The organism is Herbidospora sp. RD11066 (assembly GCF_054661255.1).
In genome coordinates this window covers 53,677-76,796 of record NZ_BAAGDO010000003.1, presented here as the reverse complement: position 1 = coordinate 76,796, position 23,120 = coordinate 53,677, and the positions used below count along the sequence as shown (strand labels likewise).

Below are 23,120 nucleotides of genomic sequence, written 5' to 3'. Positions count from 1 at the left end.
GCCACCCATGATCGCGATCCTGGGCACCGGCAAGATGGGTGAGGCACTGCTCTCCGGCCTGGTCAGGGCAGGGCGGGCGGCTGACCAGATCATGGTCACCACCCGCCGGCCCGACCGGGCCAAGGCGCTCACCGACACCTACGGCGTCAGGGTCGTGACCAACGTCGAGGCGGCCGAGCAGGCCGACGCGCTGATCCTGGCGGTCAAGCCCCAGGACATGGGCACTCTGCTGAAGGAGATCGCGCCGGTCGTCCCGTCCGACCGGCTGGTCATCTCGGTCGCGGCGGGCATCACCACCGACTTCGTGCAGGCCCGGCTGGGCGGCCCGATCCCGGTCGTTCGGGTCATGTCGAACACGCCGGTGCTGGTCGACGAGGCGATGAGCGTCATCTCGGCCGGCGCCCACGCCACCGAGGAGCACCTCAGGCTCACCGAAGACCTGCTCAAGCCGGTCGGCAAGGTGCTGCGCATCCCCGAATCGCAGCAAGACGGCGCGACCGCGCTGAGCGGCTCGGGCCCGGCCTACTTCTTCTACCTGGTCGAGGCCATGGTCGACGCCGGAATCCTGCTCGGCATGCCGAGGGCGGCGGCGCTCGACATGGTCAAGCAGTCGATCGTGGGCGCGGCCATCATGCTCCGCGACTCGGGCGAACACCCCGTGATCCTCCGCGAGGCGGTCACCTCGCCCGGCGGCACCACCATCGCCGCCATCGCCGAGCTGGAGCGCAATCGCGTGCGCGCCGCCTTCCTCGACGCGATCGAGGCGGCCCGCGACCGCAGCCGTGAGCTGGGCGGCGGGCACAAATAACCATTAATTGTTAGGAAGCTTTCCTTATAGGCTGGGGTGAGTGGTCGTACTCTCCCCGGCGCGTCTGTGGACGCGTGACTTCTCCCTCTACTTCGTCGGCCGGGCTGTCGCCCTCATGGGCGACGCGATGCTGCCGGTGGCGGTGACGCTCGGCGTCCTCGGTATCTACGGCCCGGTCGGGGTCGGCATCGTCCTCGCCGCCTGGATGGCGGCCTTCGGCGGCCTCGTGCTGTTCGGCGGGGTGCTGGCCGACTGGTTCACCGCGCGGAAGATGATGATCTTCGCGGACGTCCTGCGCGTCGGCACCCAGTCGGTCATCGCGGTGACCTTCTTCGTCGGGCAGCCCGCGCTCTGGCTGCTGGTCACCATGTCGTTCCTGAGCGGGCTCGGGGCCGCGCTGTTCCAGCCCGGCGTCAACAGCATGATCCCGCAGATCGCCGCCGACCCCCAGCGCGCCAACGCCACCCTGCGGGTCGCCGACGCCGTGGCCAGGCTGATCGGGCCCGGCATCGCGGGGGCCATCGTCCTGCTCGGCGGTCCGGGGGTCGTGTACGCCATCAACGCGGGAACGTTCCTGATCAGCGCCCTGTGCCTGGTGGCCATGCGGGTCAGGCTGACCAGGACCGAGCCGACCTCGCTGGTCAGCGATCTGCGGGAGGGCTGGGCCGAGTTCCGGTCGCGCACGTGGATGTGGTCGGTGATCCTCGTCTGGTCGGTCTACGGGATCGTCCTGTTCGGCCCGATGTGGCCGGTCGGGGCGCAGGTGATCTCCGAGTCGCACGACTCGACGGCCTATGTCGTGGCCATCACCGGCGAGGGGCTCGGGAGCATCCTCGGCGGGCTGGTGGCCATGCGTTACCGGCCGTCCAGGCCGCTGTTCTCCGGGGCGCTGGCCATGATCGCGTTCATGGCGATGCCGCTGGTGGTGGCGCTCGCCGCCCCCGTGCCGGTGATCGTCTTCGGGTTCACCCTCGCCGGCGCCGCTTGGGCCTTCTGGTCGGTGATGTGGGCGACCAGCGTCCAGACGCAGGTGCCGGGGGAGGTGCTCAACCGGGTGACCGCCTACGAGGTGGCGGGGTCGGTGCTGAGCATCCCGATCGGGCAGGCGCTCGGCCCGATCGTCGGCGAGGCGGTCGGGGCCAGGAACGTGCTCCTGGCGGGCTTCTTCGTGGGAATCGCCGGAATCGGAGCCCTGCTGGCCATCCGCCCCGTCCGGAACCTGCGGCGGATCTAGCATGGTCACTTGTGGTGATCCGGCGTGGTATCCCCCTGTTGGCGCTTCTCCTCTTAGCCGCGTGCACGGCTGAGGAGGCCCCCGTTGTGCAGACCGCGGCCGTGGCGCGGGCGCCCGTCAGCGAGGTGGTGGAGGCCCCGGCGACCGTCGGGGCACGGGCCACCGCGAGCCTGACCTCCCCGGCGGCCGGGACGGTCGCCAAGCTCTACGTCTCCGACGGCGACACCGTGAAGAAGGGCGAGATCCTCGTCCGCATCAGTGCGCCGCAGGCCAAGGACCGGCTGAAAGAGGCCAGGAAGGCCGACAAGCAGGCCGCCAAGCCCGTCTCGTTCGGGGGAGCGCCTCAGGTGCCGTCGCTGTCCCTGCCTTCGGGGCTCGACGTACACGTACGGAAATCCTTCTCCAAAGCCCGTGCGGCGGCCCGCGAGGTCGCGGACAAGGCGATCCGCAAGCAGCTGCTGGCGGCGATCGAGCTGGCCGAGGAGCAGCACCGGTCGCAGCAGAAGGCGCTGAGCGGGATCGTGGGCGGGCTCAACCGGAGCCTGAGCTCGTTCACCGGGCAGCTCGGGGCGGGCATGAGCGGGCTGTCGTCGTCGATGACCTCGCTCCAGGCGGCCTCGCGCAGTCAGACCCGGGCGGCGGTGAAGGCGGCCGAGGACACGGTCGACGGGCTCACCGTCAAGGCGCCGTTCAGCGGGGTCGTCACGCTCGGCGGCGGTGGCGCGGCCACGCCGTCCCTGCCCGATCTGTCCGATCTGGTCTCGGGCGGCGGCGTCCCGGCCCAGTCGACCGGCAGTTCGGCGGGGACGATCGCCGAGGGCGTCCCGGTCTCCCAGGGGGAGGCGCTGCTGACCGTCACCGACGTCTCGGAGCTCACCCTGCGCGCCGACGTCGACGAGACCGACGTGCTGCTCGTGGAGAAGGGCACCCGGGCCGAGGTCGAGTTCGACGCCGTCCCGGGCGCGGTCTACGACGCCGAGGTCACCGGTGTGGGGGTCACGCCCCAGGAGGGCGCGACGGGCGGCGTCAGTTATCCGGTACGTCTCCAGCTCGCCCCCGGCCGATTCGACGACGGCTCCGATGCCCCCGACCCCAAGCCCGGCATGAGCGCCGTGGTCCGCATGATCGTCAAAGAGTCGCCCGAGGCCGTCGCCGTGCCGGCCGCCGCCGTGGTGACCAGCGGGCGCGACACCGTCGTGTGGGCCGTCGTCGGCGGGAAGGCCGAACGCCGGACCGTCCGGCTCGGCGCGGAAGGAGACGCGTTCGTCGAGGTCGTCGACGGGGTCAACGTGGGCGACCGGGTCATCACGCGAGGGGCCGACCAGGTGCGCGAAGGGCAGGAGATCCCGTGACCGCCTTCGAGGCGGCCGGGCTGACGAGGTCGTACCACCTCGAAGGCGTGACCGTCGACGCCCTGCGCGGCGTCGACCTGACCATCGGCGACGGCGAGTTCGCCGCGATCATCGGCCCGAGCGGGTCGGGGAAGTCGACCCTGATGCACCTGCTCGGCTGCCTCGACCGGCCGACCTCCGGCGTGCTGAAGGTCGGCGGCGTCGACATCGCCACCCTCGACGACACTCACCTGGCCGAACTCCGCAACCGGATGATCGGCTTCGTCTTCCAGTCGTTCCACCTGCTCGCCCGCACCTCGGCGCTCGACAACGTGGCGCTCCCGCTCGTCTACCGGGGCGTCGGGAAGGCCGAGCGGCGCGCGCGGGCCCGCGAGGCGCTGACCGCCGTCGGCCTGGCCCACCGGCTCGACCACCGTCCCTCGCAGATGTCCGGCGGCGAGCAGCAGCGGGTCGCGATCGCCCGCGCGCTCGTCGGCGACCCCCAGGTGGTCCTGGCCGACGAACCGACCGGCAACCTCGACACCCGCAACGGCGACGAGGTGATGAGCCTGCTCGAACGCCTCAACGCCGACCAGGGCGTGGCGATCGTGCTGGTCACCCACGAACCCGAGGTCGCGGGCCGGGCCCGCAGGCAGATCCACGTGCGCGACGGCCTGATCGAACGGGACGTCGCGTGAGGACCGCCGAGGCGTTCCGGATGGCCCTCGAAGCCCTGCGGGTCAACCGGCTGCGCAGCGCCCTCACCATGCTCGGCGTGATCATCGGAGTGTCGGCCGTGGTGATCCTGGTCGCCATCGGCACCGGCGCCAAGGACGCCATCGAAGACGAGATCTCCGGCCTCGGCTCCAACATCATCCTGGTCGTCCCCGGCCAGCTCAACTTCCAGGCCGCCCCCACCCAGAGCCGCCTCGACCTGGCCGACGTCGCCTACGTCCGCCGGGTCGTCGGCGACCCCAGCAGGGTCACCGTCTCGGTCCAGTCGGGCGAGAACATGCGGGTCGGCCGCAACGAGGCGTTCGTCACCATCGTCGGCACCGACGAGAACATCCCCCACGTCTTCGAACGCCCGCTGAAGCGAGGCCGCTACCTCACCGAGACCGACATCGACACGAGGCGCCGCGTCGCGGTCCTGGGCTCGGAGGTCGCCGGACAGCTCTTCGGCGACCTCGACCCGGTGGGCAGACAGGCCACGATCGCCGGGGTCCGCTTCCGGGTCGTCGGCGTGTACGAAAAGGTCGGCGCCACCTTCGGAGTCGCGCGCGACCGTGAGGTCCACATCCCGGTCACCACGGCCCAGCGACTCTTGGGAGTCCAGCGCGTCAACGGCATCGCGATCGGCGCCCCCGGCCCCGACGCGATCGACGCCCTGGGTCAGAAGGTCGTCGACGCCCTGCTGGCCCGCTACCCCGACGAGAAGTTCTCCGCCGTCACCCAGACCCAGCTCCTCGGCACGATCGGCACCGTCCTGAGCATGCTGACCGGCGTCCTGGCCGCCATCGCGGGTATCTCTCTACTGGTCGGCGGGGTGGGCGTCTCGAACATCATGCTGGTCAGCGTGCGGGAGCGAACCAAGGAGATCGGCCTGCGCAAGGCGCTGGGCGCCCGCCAGCGCGACGTCCTCGGCCAGTTCCTCATCGAGGCGGTGCTGCTCACCACGATCGGCGGCCTGATCGGCATCGCCCTGGGCGTCGGCGGCTCGTTGCTGATCGAGGCCCTCTCCCCGGTCCCCGCCTCGATCACGTTGTGGTCGATCCTGCTGGCCTTCGGCGTCTCGGCCGTCGTCGGCGTCTTCTTCGGCGTCGCCCCGGCCCGCCGCGCCGGCCGCCTCGACCCGGTGGTGGCCCTCCGATCCGAATGACCCTTAGGTCAGGGCGAGGGGGCGTCAGCCCCTTCGCAGCGGGGGGTTCGGGGGGTCGGCGCTTCGTGACCTGGTGATAATTTGCTGGCTATGAGCGACATCGCGCGTGGCGCCTGCGGACCCGTGCGGGTCGTCTGGGACGACGCCCTGACGTCGTACGACTTCGGTCCACATCATCCCCTCGCGCCGGTGCGGGTCGAGCTGACCATGGTGCTGGCGCGGGAGCTCGGGGTGCTCGACACCGTCGAGATCGTGCCGTGCGCGCCTGCGGGGGACGACGACCTCGCGCTCGTCCACAAGCGGGACTACGTCGAGGCCGTCAAGCGGGTGTCGGAGAACGGGCGGCCCGATCTGCGGGCGGGGCTCGGGACCAGCGACAATCCCGCCTTCGCCGGGGTCCACGAGGCGTCCGCGCTGATCGCGGGGGCGACGCTGGAGGCGGTGAAGCAGGTTCACCTCGGCGGGGCGATGCACGCCCTCAACGTCGCCGGGGGGCTGCACCACGCCATGCCCGCGACGGCCAGCGGGTTCTGTGTCTACAACGACCCGGCGATCGCCATCGCCTGGCTGCTCGCCCAGGGGGTGGAGAAGGTCGCCTACGTCGACGTCGACGTCCACCATGGCGACGGCGTGCAGGCCATGTTCTTCGACGACCCCCGGGTGCTGACGATCAGCCTCCACGAGTCGCCGCGCACGCTCTTCCCGGGCACCGGGTTCGCCGAGGAGACGGGGGCCGAGGGTACGGCGGTGAACGTGCCGCTTCCGGCCGGGTGTGGCGACTCGGGCTGGCTGCGGGCCTTCCACGCGGTGGTGCCGCCGCTGCTGCGCGAGTTCGCGCCCGACTTCCTGGTCACCCAGCACGGGTGCGACTCCCATGCTCTCGACCCGCTGGCCCACCTCATGCTGTCTCTGGACGGGCAGCGGACGGCGTACAGAGAACTGCACAAACTGGCCCACGAGACGGCCGGTGGGCGGTGGCTCGCCACCGGCGGCGGGGGATATGAGCTCGTCCAGGTCGTGCCGAGGGCCTGGACCCACCTGATCGCCGAGGCCGCGGGAGCGCCCGTGGCGCCGGAGACCGCGACGCCCGAGGCCTGGCGCGACTACGTCCGCGAGCGGACCGGCGACCTGCCGCCGCTCACGATGACCGACGGCCGCACCCCCGAGTTCCGGCCCATCTCGGAGGGTTACGACCCGGCCGATCCGATCGACCGCGCGATTATGGCCACCCGGAACGCGGTCTTCCCCTACCACGGTCTGGATCCCCTGCCATGACGCGCGAAGAGCTCATCGACCACCTCGTCCGCACCCGCATCGCCGGTGACGTCGCCACGAGCCGCGAGAACAACCTCGACCACTACCGGTCGCTCGCGGTGCGCGACCCCCACTACATGTTCGGGCTGAGCTTCGAGGGCGCCTGGGCCTACCGCGACGTGCTCGACCTGATGGCCAAATCGGCGGGCGTGGTGGCCGACCCCGAGCACCGCGCGGGGCAGGACACGATCGACCCCGTGCGGACGGTGGCCGCCCTCGACGCGATGGCCGACCGGATCGCGGCGGCGCTGCGCCGCCCGAACCCCACGATGATCATCGCCACCGGCCACCCGACGGGCCTGATGGTCGTTCACATGGCTATCGCTCGTTTCGTCGTGACTCAGGGGGCTACTCTCCTTACTCCGGCGGAAGGATGGACGTACCTTCCCGCTTCGTTCGGCCGCCGCCGCAAGATCCGCTACATCGACGACGTCGCGCTGCTCGACGACGGCGGTGCCCTTGTGCACACGCACGACTCCGCTCCGATGCGCGCCATGCTCGATGAGCAGAGACCGGATTTCGTCATCGCCGACCACGGGTGGGCGGGCGCGGCCGGGGAGGCCGGCGTCGAGACGGTCGGGTTCGCCGACTGCAACGATCCGGCCCTTTTCGTGGGAGAAGCCGAGGGAAAGATCGCGGTGACGGTCCCCTTGGATGACAATGTGCTCCCCAGGTATTACGGACCGTTGACCGACCACTTGCTCCGCCGGGTGGCTGCGGGCCTTTAAGGTCATCCCTTTTGTGGGGTTACGCGCCCACATTTGAACCAGTGTGTCGACCGGTTGACAACTTTTTCCTGATCCTGGGCGACTCTAATGTGAGAGAAGTTGGTCCGTTCCAAGATCAAGGCGAGGGGCACGGTCCGGCTGCTGGCCAGCGTTTTTCGTGGTTTCGTGGGCAAGCTTCCCGGAAGGCTGATGAAATGGGGGGTTTGCCTCTGAGAAGTCCCGACTTACGCTGACAGCAGTACACGTGCGTGAGCAATGGCACCAGTGGGGATAACCCGGATACACGTGCGGAAGAGGCGTCCGATGGGTGCAGGCGAAAGACCTCTCAGCGAGGTGAAGTTCCTGACGGTGGCAGAAGTGGCCACCGTCATGCGGGTGTCCAAGATGACGGTGTACCGGCTCGTGCACTCGGGCGAGTTGCCGGCCATCAGGGTAGGCCGGTCCTTCAGAGTGCCCGAACAGGCGGTGCACGACTATCTGAGGGACGCTTTCATCGAGGCTGGATGAAGTTGACCACTAGCGATTAGCAACACCAAGGGCCACGCGGGCCCCCCAGGGGGAACGATCGACCATGGATCGCCGGTAGGCTGTTGTGCCGGTGTGCGCTCGCGCACCGGTACGACTGCAACCTTCACCTGGGGGTCCCGTGGGCTCTGTGATCAAGAAGCGCCGCAAGCGCATGGCCAAGAAGAAGCACCGCAAGCTGCTCAAGAAGACCCGCATCCAGCGGCGTAACAAGAAGTAGCCCACCCGCGGTCCCTGCGAGGAAGAGTCTATGAGTCCCGTGACCCGGACAGTCCTGGTCACCGGGATATCCCGGCACATCGGCGCTCGGCTGGCGAGCGTCCTCGCAGCCGACCCGGCGGTCAGCCGGGTCATCGGAGTGGACACGGTGCCGCCGACGTCGCTCACGCGAGATGGCGGCGCCCAACTCGGTCCCCTCGACCGGGTGGAGTTCGTCCGCGTCGACCTGCGCAGTCCCGACATCGCCCAGGTCATCGCGGCGGCCGACATCGACACGGTCGTCCACATGAGCCTGATGAGCGGGCCGGCCGGCAGTCGTCCGGCGATGAAAGAGCACAACGTCATCGGCACGATGCAACTGCTCGCCGCCTGCCAGCGCTCCGAGACCGTCCGCAGGGTCGTCGTGCGTTCCACCACGGCCGTCTACGGCTCCTCGCCCACCGACCCCGCCGTCTTCACCGAAGACAGCGAGCCGGTAGAGGTCCCCCACACCGGTTACGGCAAGGACGCGTCCGAGGTCGAGGGCTACGTCCGCGGCTACGCCCGGCGAAGGCCCGATGTGGTGACGACGACGCTGCGGTTCGCCAACTTCATCGGGCCCAGGGTCGACTCCCCGCTGACGCGCTACTTCCAGGCGCCGATCCTGCCGACCGTGCTCGGCTTCGACCCCCGGCTCCAGTTCATCCACGAGGACGACGGGGTCGAACTGCTCCGGCGGGTCGCACTCGACGACCATCCCGGCGTCTTCAACGTCGCCGGCGATGGGGTGCTCCTGCTGTCGCAGTGCCTTCGGCGGGCCGGGCGGTTCTGGCTGCCGGTGCCGGCTCCGGCCTTCCGCTTCCTCGGTGAGGGCGCCCGCGCCCTCGGCCGCATGGACTTCACGCCCGAGCAGCTCGCGCTGATGAGCCACGGGCGGGTGGTCGACTCCTCCAAGCTGGCCCACGAGCTCGGCTGGGCCCCGAAATTCACCACGGCGTCGGCGTTCGACGACTTCCTTCAGGCCCGACGCGGCCGGCCGGTCCGGTGATCCACCTGTCTGCCGCAATACCGATCGGGAGCGCGTCGTGACCGCCGAGGAGATCCTCACCTTCGCCGCCCGCCGGATGTCGGGCCGCTACGAGGTCGACGAATTCGGCTACGACGCCGAGCTCAACGACAAGGTCCTGCTCGAACTGCTGCGGCCGCTCTACCGGCACTGGTTCCGGGTCGAGACCATCGGTCTCCACAATCTTCCGCCCGACGGCGCCCTCGTGGTCGCCAACCACTCGGGCACCCTCCCGATCGACGCCCTGATGCTCCAGGTCGCCCTCCACGACGAGGCCGGGCGGGCGGTCCGGCTGCTCGGCGCCGACCTGGTCTACCGGCTACCGATGCTGGGCCACCTGTCCCGCAAGACCGGCCACACCCTGGCCTGCAAAGACGACGCCGACCGGCTGCTGCGCAAGGGCGAGCTCGTCGGGGTCTTCCCCGAGGGGTTCAAGGGCATCGGCAAGCCCTGGTCCGAGCGCTACAAGCTCCAGCGGTTCGGGCGGGGCGGGTTCGTCGCCTCGGCGATCAGGGCCGGGGTGCCGATCGTGCCGTGTTCGATCGTCGGGGCCGAGGAGATCTATCCGAAGATCGGCGAGTTGCCGCTGCTGGCCCGCCTGCTCGGCCTGCCCTATCTGCCGATCACGCCGCTTTTCCCCTGGTTCGGGCCGCTCGGGCTGGTGCCGCTGCCGTCGAAATGGCTGATCGAGTTCGGCGAGCCGATCAGGGCCGACGAGGTCGACCCCGAAGAGGCAGACGACCCGATGGTCGTCTTCGAGCTCACCGACCAGGTCCGCGAGACGATCCAGCGCTCCCTCAACGCCCTGCGACTGCGACGCGGCCCGGCGTTCTTCCTCTAGACGCCAGGCAGATCGCCGTTGCGATGCGCCGCCCACGCAGGTGACGCACCTCGCCGCACCGGCGCCGAATCGGCGACGGCCCGCTTGTGCGGGTCAGCCTTTTTTGTACAGGCGGCGCAGGGCCAGGCCCGCTGCCACGCCGCCCGCGAGCGCGCCCGCTGTGGCGGCGATCGGGAGGCCGACCATGGTGGCCTTGCGGCCGGTGCGGAAGTCGCGGACCTGCCAGCCGCGTTGCCGCGCGTGTTCGCGCAGCTCCGTGTCGGGGTTGATGGCGTAAGGGTGGCCGACCAGCGACAGCATGGGCAGGTCGTTGGCCGAGTCGCTGTAGGCCGAGCAGCGGGTGAGGTCGAGACCCTCGCGCCGGGCCAGTGCCCGCACGGCCTCCGCCTTGGCCGGGCCGTGCAGTAAATCGCCCACCAGACGGCCGGTGTAGGCGCCGTCTTTGGTCTCCGAGACCGTGCCGAGGGCGCCGGTCAGGCCAAGGCGGCGGGCGATGACGTGGGCGAGCTCCACCGGGGTCGCGGTGACCAGCCACACCCGCTGACCTGCGTCGAGGTGGGCCTGGGCCAGCGCGCGGGTGCCCGACCAGATGCGGTCGGCCATCACCTCGTCGTAGATCTCCTCGCCGAGCAGGACGACCTCGTCGACCTTCAGCCCGGCGACGAACGCCAGCGCCATCTCCTTGGCCTTGGCGACGTGGTCGGGGTTCTCGTTGCCGCGCACGCGGAACATCGCCTGGCCGACCGCGAACTTGACCAGGTCGCCGGTGGTGAACAGGCCGCGCGCGGCCAGGCCCCGGGCGAAGTGGTAGATCGAGGCCCCGCGGACCATCGTGTTGTCGACGTCGAAGAATGCGGCGGCGGTCGGATCGGGTTCGGCGCTCGGGGCCGGAAGCGCCGCCGCGGCCGCCACCTCACCCGCGAGTTCCGCCGCTTCCCGCCTTTTCAGTAGCCGCTTCATAGCCTCCGAGCTTAACCGCTGGGCCTCCCTCGACCGGTTGCCCGCGCGTGAACACCCGCTAGTTGCCCGCCGCTCCGGCGTAGCCGGAGATGAGCGAGAGGTACTGGGTGGCGATCTCGCGGTTCTCGGCGTCGAGCTTCGGGACCATCTTCTCGACGACCTTCTTCTGGTCGCGGGCGAACCTGCGGACCTTCGCGGGCGGCTTGGTGGGCTGTTTCACCTTCTCCAGCGCGGCCCGCGTGGTGGTCTCCATGTCCTCCAGGGTCTGTTCGAGCAGTTCCTCGTTGTCGGGCGTGGCGGCCTTCAGTAACTCGGCCGCCTCCGAGGCGCGCGAACGGGCCACGATCAGCTGCCGGTCGGTGCGCTCGGCGTCGCTCGTGGTGAGCGTCAGCAGCGTCGACTCGGCCGCCCGCTTCAGCGGATAGAGCAGCTCACCGGGCACGGTGGAGTAGGTCAGCAGGGCCATCGACACGGTCGCCGTGACCATCCCGCCGAGCGCCAGCCACGGGCGGATGCGCACCAGCAGCGGGATCCGCCGGATGCGCGGCTTGGCGTGGGCCGGTCCGGGCCGCCTCGGGGCGGCCGCGCGTTCTTCCTGGTGTGTACGGAGCAACTCGGCCCGCAGGCCCTCACGGAACTCGGCCCTGGGGCCGTTTCCGGCCTGGTCGTCCCCGCGACGGGCGAGCTCTTCCAGCCTGGCGGCGACACGCGCGGCACGCCGGGCACGCGAAAGACGCCACCACCCCATCGCCAGAGCTCCCGCTCGAAGATCCACCCACCCCTGCGAATGGACCAACGACGATGCGTCGGAGGGGTTACGGGGCGTGTCTCAACTGAGATCTTTCGGCAGGCTCCTGGCCAGCGCCTTGATGGCGCGGAACTGGAGGGCTTTGATCGCTCCACTCTTCTTGCCCATCGCCGCGGCGGTCTCGGCGAGCGACATCCCGTACAGGAAACGCATGATCACGCACTCCTGCTGTTCCGGGCCGAGCTGCTGGACGGCCCGCATGACGTGCTCGTTCACCATGTTGGTGATCGCGGCGTTCTCGGGGATGTGGGGGCCGTCGAGCGGGGTGTCGAGGATCTCGGCGGTGGTCACCTCAAGACGGCTGCGGCCCGACTTGAAGTGGTCGGTGATGAGGTTGCGCGCGATCGTCACGAGCCAGGCGCCGAAGTCGCGGCCCTGCCAGGTGAAGTCGGAGATGTTGCGCAGCGCGCGCAGGAAGGTGTCGCTCGTCAGGTCTTCGGCGAGGGGGTGGGAGCCCACGCGGAAGTAGACGTACCGGTAGACGAGGTCGACGTACCGGTCGTAAAGCTGCCCGAACGCCTCTGTGTCGCCCGTCTTGGCGCGCAGCACGAGGGTGCGCATCTCGTCGAACTCAGGCGAGACCGCCTCGGGTGCGGGCTGCAACGCTCCAGCGGTGACCGCAGGGGCCAGCCCGGCTAACGACCAACTGTTCAGCATCCGGATATCCCATGGGAGAGGGGAAGTCGGCGTGCTCGCCACTCTAGAAATCTCCCATAAATTACACAATGAGGGCTGTCTCTGTAATCCCTTCCGTAACGGACGCTTCCGACGACCTTCGCTGGCTGGGCGTGGGGACAGGGACAGGCCATAGAGTTGGTCCGTCATGGAACTCGTTGTCGCAGTCATCGCGTTCGCGGGGGCGATCCTCGCCGCGGTCACCACAGGCGTCCTGGTCGGGCGGATCCGTGAGGAGTCCTCCGGCTGGCTCGTCGCGTGGGCGATCACCACGGTCGCGGTGTGCCTCGGGCTCGGTGCGATCGCCATCGGCACCCTTCTCGGGTTCGGCCCCCTGACCTTCCGCGTGTTCCAGGTCGGCGGTGCGCTGCTGGCGCCACTGTGGCTGGCCAGTGGACTGATCCAGCTGCTCGCCGAGTCGCGGTCCGCCCGGCTGGGCGGCTGGCTCCTGGTCGGCGGTCTCAGCTTCGTCGGCTCGGTCATCATGACCCTCGACCCGGTGCTGAGCGGCTTCACCAAGACGCTCCCGATCGGCTCCACCCACTGGGACATCTGGCCCGAGTGGCTGCTGCGCGGCGTCCACGGCCTCGATCTGGTGATCCTGTTCGTCGCGCTGATCGTGGCGCTGGTGCGGATGCGGTCGGGCGACGACTACGACGCCGACAACATGAACGCCACCGTCGTGCTGGCCCCGATCGGCATGGCCGTGGTCGGTTCCCAGCTCTTCACGGTCCAGGGCGTGTTCGTCGCGACCCTGCTGGCCGCCATCCCCGGAGGCATCTGGTACGCCGTGAACCGTCCACTCGCTCCTTATGACGACGACGGGGAACCGGCGGCGGCCCAGCAGCAGCAGGGGCCGCCCAGCGGTCCGATGCCGGTGCAGCCGCAGCAGCCGATGTGGCAGGAGCAGAGCCTCGGCCGCCGCGTGGCCGGGATGCAGCAGCCCATGGGCGGCCCGAGCCCGATGGGCAACCCGAATCCCATGAGCGGGCCGATGGCCAGTCCGATGGCCGGTCCCATGGGGAGCCCGATGGGCAGCCCCCCGATGCCCACGACCGGGCCGCAGCCGGCGATCCCGCCCGGCGCCACCCGTTCCGGGCTCGGCGATCTCGTCGCCGAATACCGCGCGGGCGAGCAGCAGGGCGGGTTCGACTACGGCGCCCGCATGCAGCCGCCGTCCCAGCAGCCACCGCAGCAGCCGCCGCCGCGCGACTTCGGCGGCCCGGCGACCGGCACTCTGATGGCCGCCGACGCCTACAACCAGCAGGTCCCCGAATACGGCATGCCGGTGCCGCCGCCGACGGCCTCCACCGAGTTCGCGATGCCGAACACCGGTGTGCTCTACCCGGGCCAGGTGCAGGCCGCCGCCCAGATGCCGCCCGCCCCGATGCCCCCGGCACCCCAGGTCCCGGCCCCCGCCGGGGCGACCGGCTCGGTCAGGCCCTCACCGACCATCTACGGCATGCTGACCGTCTTCACGCTGATGGACGGCGCCGGCGACGCCTTCGACAAACTCGCGGAGGACACGGTCGAGCAGGTGCTCCGCAACGAGCCCGACACGCTCCTGTTCGTCTGCCACGGCGTGAAGTCGGCCCCGCTCCAGCGGCTCGTCTACGAGCTCTACCGCGACCAGACCGCCTTCCACGACCACCAGCGGCAGGCCCACATGGAGCGGTTCGCCACCGAGCGTCAGCCGCTGGTGCTGGCCACGAATGTGATCGAACTCACGGTCAACGCGGCCAAGGTCGTGCCGCTGCCGACGACGTTCACGCTGTGAGGGCCGCGCGCAGCCGGTTCTCGTCGACCCGCCAATAGTCGTGCTGGACTCCGTCGACCAGGGTGACCGGGATCATCTCCCAGTATTTCTCCAGGTCAGCGGGGTCCTGTGTGATGTCGCGCTCGGTCCATTCGACGCCGAGGTCGGCCGCGACGCGTTCGATGACCGCGCGGGCGTCGTCACACAGGTGGCAGCCGGGTTTGCCGAGCAGGGTGATGCGGTGAGCCATGCGCCTACCGTACGGGCCGGATTCGGGACCGGCGGACATCCCTGACACCCTGGGAGTGAGCACGACAACGGGGTCGTCCGACTTTGTGCATCACTTCACAAAGGCACTAACCTGGAAGACGGCCCCGAAACCGATTCCCCCTCAGGAGTGCCGGCCTGTGATCCGCCGAACCCCGCAACAACCGCGTGAACGTGGCATCCCCGACGCGACCGTCGCCCGGCTGCCGCTCTACCTGCGCGCGTTGAACGGTTTGGCCGAGCGGGCCGTAGCCACAGTCAGTTCCGAGGATCTCGCGGTGGCGGCGGGGGTCAATTCCGCCAAACTCCGCAAAGATCTGTCTCATCTGGGATCTTATGGAACACGGGGCGTCGGCTACGACGTTCAGTACCTCATCTACCAGATATCCCGCGAACTCGGCCTGACCCAAGACTGGGCGGTCGCGATCGTCGGGGTCGGAAACCTCGGCCGCGCCCTCGCCAACTACGGGGGGTTCGTCTCCCGGGGGTTCCGGGTGGCCGGGCTGCTCGACGCCGACCCGGAGGTCGTGGGCGACCACATCGCCGGGCTCGTCGTGGAACACAGCGACGAACTGGAATCCGTGATCGCCAAGCGGGGGGTGTCGATCGTGGTCATCGCGACTCCGGCGACCGCCGCGCAGGCGGTCTGCGACCGGGTCATCGCGTCCGGTGTGACGAGTATCTTGAACTTCGCCCCCGTCGTGCTCACCGTCCCTGCAGGCGTCGACGTCCGCAAGGTCGATCTGTCCATCGAACTGCAGATCCTCGCGTTCCATGAGCAGCGCAAGGTGAATGGGGGGCCCGTGATGGGCGAGGAATGGGCGGGGGAGGTCTCATGAGTCTGCTGATCGTGGGGCTGAGCCACCGGAGCGCACCCGTCTCGGTGCTCGAACGGGTGACGATCTCCGGCGACGCCCTGGTGAAACTCCTCCACGACGTGCGGCAGGACGCCCACGTCGCCGAGGCGATGGTGGTCTCCACGTGCAACCGGGTCGAGGTCTACGCCGAGGTCGACAGGTTCCACGGCGGGGTGTCGGCGATCACCACGCTGCTCGACCGGCACGCGGGGGCCGATCTCGCCCCGCACCTTTACGTCCACTATGAAGACCAGGCCGTACACCACCTGATGTCGGTGGCCTCCGGGCTCGACTCGATGGTGGTCGGCGAGGGTCAGATCCTCGGGCAGATCAGGGCCGCGCTGCGGCTGGCCCAGCAGGAGGACGCGGTCGGCTCGATCCTCAACGAGCTCGTGCAGCACGCCCTGCGGGTCGGCAAGCGCTCCCACAGCGAGACCGGCATCGACCGCGCGGGCGCCTCCCTCATCGGCGTCGGCATCACGATGGCCGAGACCGTGCTCGGGCCCATCGAGGGCTGCCGGGCGCTGGTCGTCGGGGCGGGCTCGATGAGCGCGCTGACCGCCGCGACCCTCGCGCGGGCCGGGGTGACCGACATCGTCATCGCCAACCGCACCTTCGAACGCGCCGAGCGCCTCGCCGACACCGTCGGCGGGCGGGCCGTGCCCCTCTCGGAGATCGCCGCCGAGCTCGAAGGCGCCGACCTCGTGGTCTCCTGCGTCGGCGCGGGCACCCGCGTGATCACGCCCGAGATGATCCCGGCCCGGCGCGTGCCGCTGTTCCTGCTCGACCTCGCGCTGCCCCACGACGTCGACACCGCCGTCCGCGCGCTGCCCCAGGTCACGCTGGTCGATCTTGAGGACATGCAGCAGTCGGGCGCCGGATCCGACGGCGGCCGGGCCGCCGACATCGCGGCCGTGCGCCGCATCGTGACCGACGAGGTCGCGGCCTATCTGAATTCCGCCCGCGCGGCCAAGGTGACCCCTACCGTGGTGGCGCTGCGCAGTCGCGCGGCCCAGGTGGTCGAGGCCGAACTCGGCCGTCTTCACGCACGTATGCCCGAGCTCGACGGCCGTCAGCGAGACGAAGTGGCGCAGGCGGTCCGCCGGGTGGTAGACAAACTGCTCCACGAGCCGACTGTGCGTGTCAAGCAGCTCGCGGCGTCCCCGGCAGGCGATCATTATGCCGAGGCGCTGCGCGAGCTGTTCAACCTGGACCCGAAGGCGCCAGACGCCGTTTCCCGGATGGAGATCGAGCAGTGAACCTGAGGCTGGGCACCCGCAAGAGCCTGATGGCGACCACGCAGTCGCAGCAGGTGGCGGACCGGCTGACCGAGCTCACCGGCCGTGGCGTCGAACTCGTCGGGATCACCACCTTCGGCGACATCACCAAGGCCCAGCTCTCCCAGCTCGGCGGCACCGGGGTCTTCGTCAGCGAGCTGCGCGAGAAGCTGGCCGCCGACGAGATCGACTTCGCCGTCCACTCGCTGAAGGATCTTCCGACCGCGCCCGACTCGCGGCTCACGCTGGCCGCGATCCTGCGGCGCGACGACCCCCGCGACGCCCTGGTCGGCTCGCTGAAGCTCGCCGATCTCGCCCGGGGTGCCCGCGTCGGCACCGGTTCGCCGCGCCGCATCGCGCAGCTGCGGCAGCTCCGCCCCGATCTCGAGTACGTCCCGATCCGCGGCAACGCCGACACCCGGATCGGCAAGGTGACCTCCGGTGAGCTCGACGGCGTCGTGCTGGCCGCCGCCGGGCTGACCCGCCTGCGGCGCGACGACGAGATCGCCAACTTCTTCGACACCGACGAGATGCTGCCCGCCCCCGGCCAGGGCGCGCTCGCGGTGGAGTGCCGGGCCGACCGGCCCGAGCTGATCGAACTTCTGAGCACGCTCGACGACGTGCGCACCCGCGACGCCGTGACCGCCGAGCGTGCCGTGCTCGCCGCGCTGGAGGCGGGTTGTTCCGCCCCCGTCGGCGCCTATGCCGTCGATGACGGCCATGTGCTCACCCTGACCGCCACCGTGGTGTCCCTCGACGGCACCGCGGCGGTGCGCAAGTCCACCACCGGACCCCGCTCAGCGGCCATGGAACTCGGGCATGAGCTCGCGGCCACCATGATCGCGGAGGGGGCCGGGCAATTGATGGGAGAGCAGGCCCATTGACCGCATCACAGCATCACGAGTCCGGCATCGGGGGCTTCGTCGCCTTCGTGGGCGCCGGTCCCGGTGACGAGAACCTGCTGACACTCCGGGGCGCCGACCTTCTGTCCAAGGCCGACGTCGTGGTGGTCGACCGGGAGTCGTACGGCCCGTTGCTGCGGCACTGCCGTCCGGCGGTCGACGTGCGCGACGTCGTGGCCGACCCCGACGCCCTGGCCGGAAGCGTGTCCGAGGCGAAGAACGGCAAGCTGGTCGTCCGGGTGTGCCCGGGTGACCCGTCGTTCTTCTCCTCGGTGTCCGACGAGGTCGCGGCCTGTTCCCAGGGCGAGGTCGACTTCGAGATCGTGCCCGGGGTGCCGCCGGCGACCGCCGTGCTGACCTACGCGGGCATCCCGCCGGCGTCGTCGGGGCCGGAGTTCCGGATCGTCGACGCCGCCCAGATCGACGACTGGTCGAGGCACGCCTCGGTCGACGGCACCCTGGTGATCTACAACGGGGTCTCCGAGGCGCCCGCGATCGGCAAGGCGCTGATCGCCGCCGGGCTGCCCGACTACACGCCGGTGGCGGTGACCAGCGACGGCACCACCACCGAGCAGTACACCGTGGTCTCCTCGCTGGGCCGTCTCGGGCCCGACCTGAAGCACGCCGGGATGACCGAACCGGCGCTCATCGTGGTCGGCGACGCCGTGGGCCAGCGTGAGAAGCACTCGTGGTTCGAGACCAAGCCGCTGTTCGGCTGGCGCGTTCTCGTGCCCCGTACCAAAGAGCAGGCCGCGGGCCTGTCCGAGCAGCTGCGCAGCTACGGCGCGGTGCCAGAAGAGGTGCCGACGATCTCCGTCGAGCCGCCGCGCACACCCCAGCAGATGGACCGCGCCATCAAGGGCCTGGTCACCGGACGCTACGAGTGGGTGGCCTTCACCAGCGCCAACGCGGTGAAGGCGGTCAAGGAGAAGTTCGACGAATACGGCCTCGACGCCCGTGCCTTCGCCGGGCTGAAGGTGGCCGCCGTCGGCGACGCCACGGCCAGGGCGCTGGTCGAGTTCGGGGTCAAGCCCGATCTCATGCCGACGGGCGAGCAGTCGTCCGAGGGCCTGCTCGACGAGTGGCCGCCCTACGACTCGATGCTCGACCCGATCAACCGGGTGCTGCTCCCGAGGGCCGACATCGCCACCGACACGCTGGTGGCGGGCCTGACCGAGCTCGGCTGGGAGTGCGACGACGTGACGGCCTACCGGACCGTCCGCGCCGCGCCGCCCCACGAGGAGATCCGCAACGCGATCAAGACCGGTGGGTTCGACGCGGTCCTGTTCACCTCGTCCTCGACGGTGCGCAACCTCGTCGGCATCGCCGGCAAGCCCCACAACGTCACGGTGATCGCGGTCATCGGGCCGCAGACCGCCAAGACGGCCGAAGAGTTCAACCTGCGGGTCGACGTGATGGCCGACAAGCCGTCGGCTTCCGCACTGGCCGCCGCACTGGCGGAGTATGGTGCCAAGCAGCGCCAGGCGGCCGTCTCCGCCGGCGAGATCCCGCGCCGCCCCTCGCAGACTCGCAGGGGTGCGCGACGACGTCCCAAGTGACCCCCACGAAGGTGGTTTTCGCATGAGTGCCGAGTTCCCGGTCGCCCGCCCACGACGGCTGCGCCGGACCTCTCCGTTGCGCCGGATGGTGGCCGGGACCCGGCTCCACCCGGCCGAGCTGATCCTGCCGATGTTCGTCAAAGAGGGCATCGGCGAGCCCGCTCCGGTGGGGTCGATGCCGGGGGTCGTCCAGCACACGCGTGAGAGCCTGCGGAAGGCGGCCCACGAGGCCGCCGAGGCGGGTGTGGGCGGGGTCATCCTGTTCGGCATCCCGGCGTTCAAAGACGGCCGGGGCTCCGGCGCCGACGACCCTTCCGGGATCGTCCAGCTCGCGCTCAAGGACCTTCAGAGCGAGGTCGGCGACGCCCTGGTCGTGATGGCCGACACCTGCCTCGACGAATACACCGACCACGGCCACTGCGGCATCCTGACCGAGACTGGCGAGGTCGACAACGACCTGACCCTGGAACGTTACGCCGCCGCCGCGGTCGCCCAAGCCCGCGCCGGCGCCCAGGTGATCGCGCCCAGCGGCATGATGGACGGCCAGGTCGGCGCGATCCGCGCGGCCCTCGACGCCGACGGCCACGCCGAGATCCCGATCCTGGGCTACTCGGTCAAGTACGCCTCCGCGTTCTACGGCCCGTTCCGCGACGCCGCCGAGTGCGCCCCCCAGTTCGGCGACCGCAGCGCCTACCAGCAGGATCCGGCGGGCCCGATCGGCGAGGCCCTGCGCGAGGTCAGGCTCGACCTGGCCGAGGGCGCCGACGCCGTCATGGTCAAGCCCGCGCTGGCCTACCTCGACGTGATCCACCAGATCAGAGAGCTGGTGGACGTCCCGGTCGCGGCCTACCAGGTGTCGGGGGAGTACTCCATGGTCGAGGCCGCCGCCGCCAACGGCTGGATCGACCGCGAGCGCGTGATCATGGAGTCGCTGGTCGCGATCAAGCGTGCCGGGGCCGACATGATCCTCACCTACTGGGCCACCGAAGTAGCCCGGCGATTGGCCTGAAACCGGGGGTCGCGCTGCGAAGATCCGGTGAGTCCGGGCATTATCGGGGGCAACAGCCCGTTTTTTCTCTGTGGGGGAGGAACAGCATCAGATGGTCGGGGTCCCGCTCGCTCGCCGTTCGAAACGCCGCGCGCACCGAATACCGCACCGGCTAGAGGCGGTGGTCGACTACGCCCGGCTGGGCTGGGCGAGCTGCTTGGGGGCACATCCGCTGCGCGAGGGGCAGCGGGCGTGTTCATGTGATCGTGTGGGCTGTCCCGACCCGGGCGCCCACCCCCTGTCGCCTGCCTGGCGCATGCAGGCCACGACCGACACGGCCCAGCTGACCCGGTGGTGGGAGCAGGAGCCCGAGGCCAACGTGGTCCTGCCCACCGGACGCGTATTCGACGTGTTCGACGTGCCGGCGGAGCTCGGAATGTCCGCCCTCACCGCTCTGGAGTCCTCAGGCCCGGTCGCCGCCAATGGCGACCGGGTTCTTTTTTTCGTCGCCACCCGCGGCAACCCGGAGGACGAGGACGAATGGTGGACGTCGTCGATCGACCACGCTCCCGAGACGATCGAGTCGAACCCGGGGCTGCGCTGGCACTGCCGTGACTCCTACGTCCTGGCGCCGCCGTCGTCGCTGGTCGGCGGGGGTTCGGTGAGCTGGGTCCGGCCGCCCGACGGGCGTCCGCTGCCCGATCCGCTGCGCGTGCTGGACGTGCTCGCCGACTAGGCTCGGTCGGCGTGAGTCGTACCGACAATTCAGCGGCCCTGTTCGCGCGGGCCAAGGAGATCGTCCCTGGCGGGGTCAACTCGCCGGTCCGGGCGTTCGGCGCCGTGGGCGGCACGCCCAGGTTCATGACGTCCGGGCAGGGGCCCTACATCACCGACGTCGACGGCAACACCTACGTCGACCTGGTCTGCTCGTGGGGGCCGATGATCCTCGGCCACCGTCACCCGGCGGTGGTGGAGGCGGTCACCAGGGCGATGTCCGGCGGGTTCTCCTACGGCACCGCGACCGAGGGCGAGGTGCTGCTGGCCGAGGAGATCGTCTCCCGGGTGGCGCCGGTCGAGAAGCTGCGCCTGGTCAGCTCGGGCACCGAGGCGACCATGACCGCGGTACGCCTGGCGCGCGGCTTCACCGGCCGCTCGAAGATCGTCAAGTTCGCCGGGTGCTACCACGGCCACGTCGACGCGCTGCTGGCCTCGGCCGGTTCCGGCGTGGTGACCTTCGGCCTGCCCGACACCCCGGGAGTGACCGGGGCGTCCGCGGCCGACACGATCGTGCTGTCCTACAACGACCTGACGGCGGTCGAAGAGGCGTTCGCGCTCCACGAAATCGCCGCGGTGATCACCGAGGCGTGCCCGTCGAACATGGGCGTGGTGCCGCCCGCCGAGGGGTTCAACCGCCGGCTCAAGGAACTGTGCGCCGCCAACGGCGCGCTGCTCATCGTCGACGAGGTGCTGACCGGCTTCCGGGTCTCGGCCGCCGGTTGGTACGGCCTCGATCCGGTCGACGCCGACCTGATGACGTTCGGCAAGGTCATGGGTGGTGGTCTGCCGGCCGCCGCGTTCGGCGGCCGGGCCGACGTGATGGCCCGGCTGGCCCCGGAGGGCCCGGTCTACCAGGCGGGCACCCTCTCGGGTAACCCGCTGGCGTGCGCCGCCGGGCTGGCGACGCTGCGGGCCGCCGACGCCGAGGTCTACGCTCGGGTCGACGCCGCCGCTCTCGCCGTGGGTGACGCCGTTTCCGGCGCGCTGGCCGCCGCCGGTGTCCCCCATCGGCTGCAGCGGGCCGGAAACCTGTTCTCCGTCTTCTTCGCCGACGGTCCGGTGACCGATTTCGCGTCGGCGAAGGCTCAGAACACGGCCGCGTTCACCGCGTTCTTCCACGCGATGCTCGACCAGGGTGTCTATCTTCCCCCGTCGGCCTTCGAGGCCTGGTTCCTGTCGTCATCCCATGACGACGAGGCGCTGTCGAAGGTCGTCGATGCTCTCCCGATCGCGGCCAAGGCCGCGGCCCAGGCGTTCTCTTAGCCCTGGGCGCGGTTCTTGGCGCGCGACTGACGAGCGTTGGTGGCCAGCGTCTCCAGGTACGAGATGCGGGCGGCGGGCGACTGCTTCGTGAAGAGGTTGTTGATGATTCGCATGTCTTCATCTTGCAACGCTTAATAGTTGAGGACAAGCGAGATTTTCTTGGGTGGACGCTTTAGACTGACTACATGTTGGACTTGCACCGGCTCAAGGCCCTGCACGCCGTCGCCACCTACGGCTCCGTCGGCGCGGCGGCCGAAGCGTTGATGGTCACCCCGTCGGCGATCTCCCAGCAGCTCGCGAAGCTGGAGAAGGAGACCGGCGCGGTGCTGGTCGAGCGCAACGGCCGCGGCGTCAAGCTGACCGACGCGGCCGGCCTGCTCGCCGAGCACGCCGAGCGGATCCTCGCCCTGGTCGAGACGGCCGAGGCCGACTTCGAGGCGCTGCGCGGCGCGGTGGTCGGCCGCCTGTCGATCGCGGCCTTCCCGACGGCCGCGCGCGGCATCTTCCCCAAGGCGCTGAAGATGCTCAACGAGCAGCACCCCGACCTCGGGCTGATGTTCTCCGAGCGCGAGCCCGAGCGTCAGATCCGCGAGGTCACGCGCGGCGAGATCGACCTGGCCGTGGTGCAAGATTGGCTGAACCGCCCGATGGCCATGCCCGAGGGGCTGTCGCGCCACGCCCTGCTCGACGACGTGGCCGACATCGCCGTCCCGGCCGACCACCCGCTGGCCGACCGGCGCGAGATCTCGCTGTCCGACCTGCCCGACGACCGCTGGATCACCTCGGGCGCGGGCACGGTCTGCAACGACTTCCTGCTGTTCCTGGTGCGCTCGGCCGGCAAGGAGCCCGAGATCGTCTGCATGGCCGACGAATATCCGACCCAGCTCGCCCTGGTCGCGGCCGGTCACGGCCACGCGCTGATCCCCAGGCTCGGGCGGGGCCCGGTGCCCGAAGGGGTGCGGATCATCCCGATCCTGCCCCGGCCGACCCGGCGCATCTACGCGTTGTGGCGGACCGACGCCGCCCGCCGTCCGGCCATCCGGGCCGCCGTCGAGGCGCTGCGGGCGGTCAGCGGGGAACTGGAGACCTCACTTCGGCTGGCCTGAC

General features: G+C 70.2%; 24 protein-coding genes. 20 read left to right on the top strand and 4 right to left on the bottom strand.

From position 1 onward, the window contains the following. The first annotated feature begins 7 nt into the window (after positions 1-7). The 11 genes from proC (at position 8) to ACYQ78_RS11745 (ending at position 9,924) form a co-directional block, all read left to right on the top strand. On the top strand, positions 8-808 hold the full coding sequence (proC, locus tag ACYQ78_RS11795; RefSeq protein WP_459800829.1) for a pyrroline-5-carboxylate reductase: 801 nt from the start codon (positions 8-10) through the stop codon (positions 806-808). A gap of 40 nt (positions 809-848) precedes the next feature. Beyond that, the gene (locus ACYQ78_RS11790) at positions 849-2,042 is read left to right on the top strand and encodes an MFS transporter (protein WP_459800828.1); all 1,194 of its coding nucleotides are present in this window, start codon (positions 849-851) and stop codon (positions 2,040-2,042) included. 86 nt (positions 2,043-2,128) lie between these two features. Further along, positions 2,129-3,394, top strand: a complete 1,266-nt coding sequence (locus ACYQ78_RS11785; RefSeq protein ID WP_459800827.1) for an efflux RND transporter periplasmic adaptor subunit — start codon at positions 2,129-2,131, stop codon at positions 3,392-3,394. Beyond that, positions 3,391-4,071 (top strand): ABC transporter ATP-binding protein, encoded by a 681-nt coding sequence (locus ACYQ78_RS11780; RefSeq protein ID WP_459800826.1) that lies wholly within the window; start codon positions 3,391-3,393, stop codon positions 4,069-4,071. Before ACYQ78_RS11785 ends, ACYQ78_RS11780 begins: the two co-directional genes overlap by 4 nt. Beyond that, the gene (locus ACYQ78_RS11775; protein ID WP_459800825.1) at positions 4,068-5,252 is read left to right on the top strand and encodes an ABC transporter permease; all 1,185 of its coding nucleotides are present in this window, start codon (positions 4,068-4,070) and stop codon (positions 5,250-5,252) included. The genes ACYQ78_RS11780 and ACYQ78_RS11775 overlap by 4 nt, the downstream gene beginning before the upstream one ends. Positions 5,253-5,342: 90 nt before the next feature. Then, positions 5,343-6,527, top strand: coding sequence for an acetoin utilization protein AcuC (locus ACYQ78_RS11770; RefSeq protein WP_459800824.1), 1,185 nt, complete (start codon positions 5,343-5,345; stop codon positions 6,525-6,527). Beyond that, positions 6,524-7,294, top strand: a complete 771-nt coding sequence (locus tag ACYQ78_RS11765) for a phosphatase (RefSeq protein WP_459800823.1) — start codon at positions 6,524-6,526, stop codon at positions 7,292-7,294. The genes ACYQ78_RS11770 and ACYQ78_RS11765 overlap by 4 nt, the downstream gene beginning before the upstream one ends. 303 nt (positions 7,295-7,597) lie before the next feature. Beyond that, the gene (locus ACYQ78_RS11760; protein WP_030456159.1) at positions 7,598-7,801 is read left to right on the top strand and encodes a helix-turn-helix domain-containing protein; all 204 of its coding nucleotides are present in this window, start codon (positions 7,598-7,600) and stop codon (positions 7,799-7,801) included. Between the two features lie 139 nt (positions 7,802-7,940). Then, positions 7,941-8,039, top strand: coding sequence for a 30S ribosomal protein bS22 (locus ACYQ78_RS11755; RefSeq protein ID WP_018654693.1), 99 nt, complete (start codon positions 7,941-7,943; stop codon positions 8,037-8,039). Between the two features lie 39 nt (positions 8,040-8,078). Continuing rightward, positions 8,079-9,065 carry an NAD-dependent epimerase/dehydratase family protein gene (locus tag ACYQ78_RS11750; protein ID WP_459801764.1) on the top strand — a complete coding sequence of 329 codons (987 nt, stop codon included), beginning with the start codon at positions 8,079-8,081 and terminating at the stop codon, positions 9,063-9,065. Between the two features lie 37 nt (positions 9,066-9,102). Continuing rightward, a complete protein-coding gene (locus ACYQ78_RS11745) occupies positions 9,103-9,924 on the top strand; it encodes a lysophospholipid acyltransferase family protein (protein WP_459800822.1) in 822 nt (273 codons plus the stop codon). Between the two features lie 93 nt (positions 9,925-10,017). On the opposite strand, the gene ACYQ78_RS11740 is transcribed toward ACYQ78_RS11745, so the two are convergent. The 3 genes from ACYQ78_RS11740 to ACYQ78_RS11730 form a co-directional block, all read right to left on the bottom strand. Then, a complete protein-coding gene (locus ACYQ78_RS11740; protein WP_459800821.1) occupies positions 10,018-10,884 on the bottom strand; it encodes an HAD family hydrolase in 867 nt (288 codons plus the stop codon). 58 nt (positions 10,885-10,942) lie between these two features. Next, the gene (locus tag ACYQ78_RS11735; RefSeq protein ID WP_459800820.1) at positions 10,943-11,632 is read right to left on the bottom strand and encodes a DUF5667 domain-containing protein; all 690 of its coding nucleotides are present in this window, start codon (positions 11,630-11,632) and stop codon (positions 10,943-10,945) included. Positions 11,633-11,713: 81 nt separating this feature from the next. Then, a complete protein-coding gene (locus ACYQ78_RS11730) occupies positions 11,714-12,349 on the bottom strand; it encodes a sigma-70 family RNA polymerase sigma factor (protein ID WP_459800819.1) in 636 nt (211 codons plus the stop codon). Between the two features lie 166 nt (positions 12,350-12,515). Here ACYQ78_RS11730 and ACYQ78_RS11725 point away from each other — a divergent pair, with 166 nt between their 5' ends. After that, positions 12,516-14,144: a putative quinol monooxygenase gene (locus ACYQ78_RS11725; RefSeq protein ID WP_459800818.1), complete on the top strand. Its 1,629-nt coding sequence runs from the start codon at positions 12,516-12,518 to the stop codon at positions 14,142-14,144. On the opposite strand, the gene ACYQ78_RS11720 is transcribed toward ACYQ78_RS11725, so the two are convergent. Further along, entirely contained in the window at positions 14,134-14,373 is a 240-nt protein-coding gene (locus tag ACYQ78_RS11720) for a glutaredoxin family protein (protein WP_459800817.1), read from the bottom strand. The genes ACYQ78_RS11725 and ACYQ78_RS11720 overlap by 11 nt on opposite strands. Positions 14,374-14,530: 157 nt before the next feature. On the opposite strand from ACYQ78_RS11720, the gene ACYQ78_RS11715 reads away from it, so the two are divergent. The 8 genes from ACYQ78_RS11715 (at position 14,531) to ACYQ78_RS11680 (ending at position 23,119) form a co-directional block, all read left to right on the top strand. Beyond that, the gene (locus ACYQ78_RS11715) at positions 14,531-15,229 is read left to right on the top strand and encodes a redox-sensing transcriptional repressor Rex (protein WP_030456151.1); all 699 of its coding nucleotides are present in this window, start codon (positions 14,531-14,533) and stop codon (positions 15,227-15,229) included. Beyond that, the gene (locus ACYQ78_RS11710; protein WP_459800816.1) at positions 15,226-16,506 is read left to right on the top strand and encodes a glutamyl-tRNA reductase; all 1,281 of its coding nucleotides are present in this window, start codon (positions 15,226-15,228) and stop codon (positions 16,504-16,506) included. The genes ACYQ78_RS11715 and ACYQ78_RS11710 overlap by 4 nt, the downstream gene beginning before the upstream one ends. Then, positions 16,503-17,408 (top strand): hydroxymethylbilane synthase, encoded by a 906-nt coding sequence (gene hemC / locus ACYQ78_RS11705; protein ID WP_459800815.1) that lies wholly within the window; start codon positions 16,503-16,505, stop codon positions 17,406-17,408. Before ACYQ78_RS11710 ends, hemC begins: the two co-directional genes overlap by 4 nt. Next, positions 17,405-18,985: a bifunctional uroporphyrinogen-III C-methyltransferase/uroporphyrinogen-III synthase gene (locus ACYQ78_RS11700; protein WP_459800814.1), complete on the top strand. Its 1,581-nt coding sequence runs from the start codon at positions 17,405-17,407 to the stop codon at positions 18,983-18,985. The genes hemC and ACYQ78_RS11700 overlap by 4 nt, the downstream gene beginning before the upstream one ends. A 22-nt stretch (positions 18,986-19,007) precedes the next feature. After that, positions 19,008-19,994 (top strand): porphobilinogen synthase, encoded by a 987-nt coding sequence (gene hemB / locus ACYQ78_RS11695; RefSeq protein ID WP_459800813.1) that lies wholly within the window; start codon positions 19,008-19,010, stop codon positions 19,992-19,994. Between the two features lie 91 nt (positions 19,995-20,085). Next, positions 20,086-20,709 carry a bifunctional DNA primase/polymerase gene (locus tag ACYQ78_RS11690; protein ID WP_459800812.1) on the top strand — a complete coding sequence of 208 codons (624 nt, stop codon included), beginning with the start codon at positions 20,086-20,088 and terminating at the stop codon, positions 20,707-20,709. Between the two features lie 11 nt (positions 20,710-20,720). Further along, positions 20,721-22,013, top strand: coding sequence for a glutamate-1-semialdehyde 2,1-aminomutase (hemL, locus tag ACYQ78_RS11685; protein ID WP_459800811.1), 1,293 nt, complete (start codon positions 20,721-20,723; stop codon positions 22,011-22,013). Between the two features lie 185 nt (positions 22,014-22,198). Further along, complete coding sequence (locus tag ACYQ78_RS11680; protein ID WP_459800810.1) at positions 22,199-23,119, top strand: LysR family transcriptional regulator; 921 nt, start codon at positions 22,199-22,201, stop codon at positions 23,117-23,119. Position 23,120 lies beyond the last annotated feature (1 nt).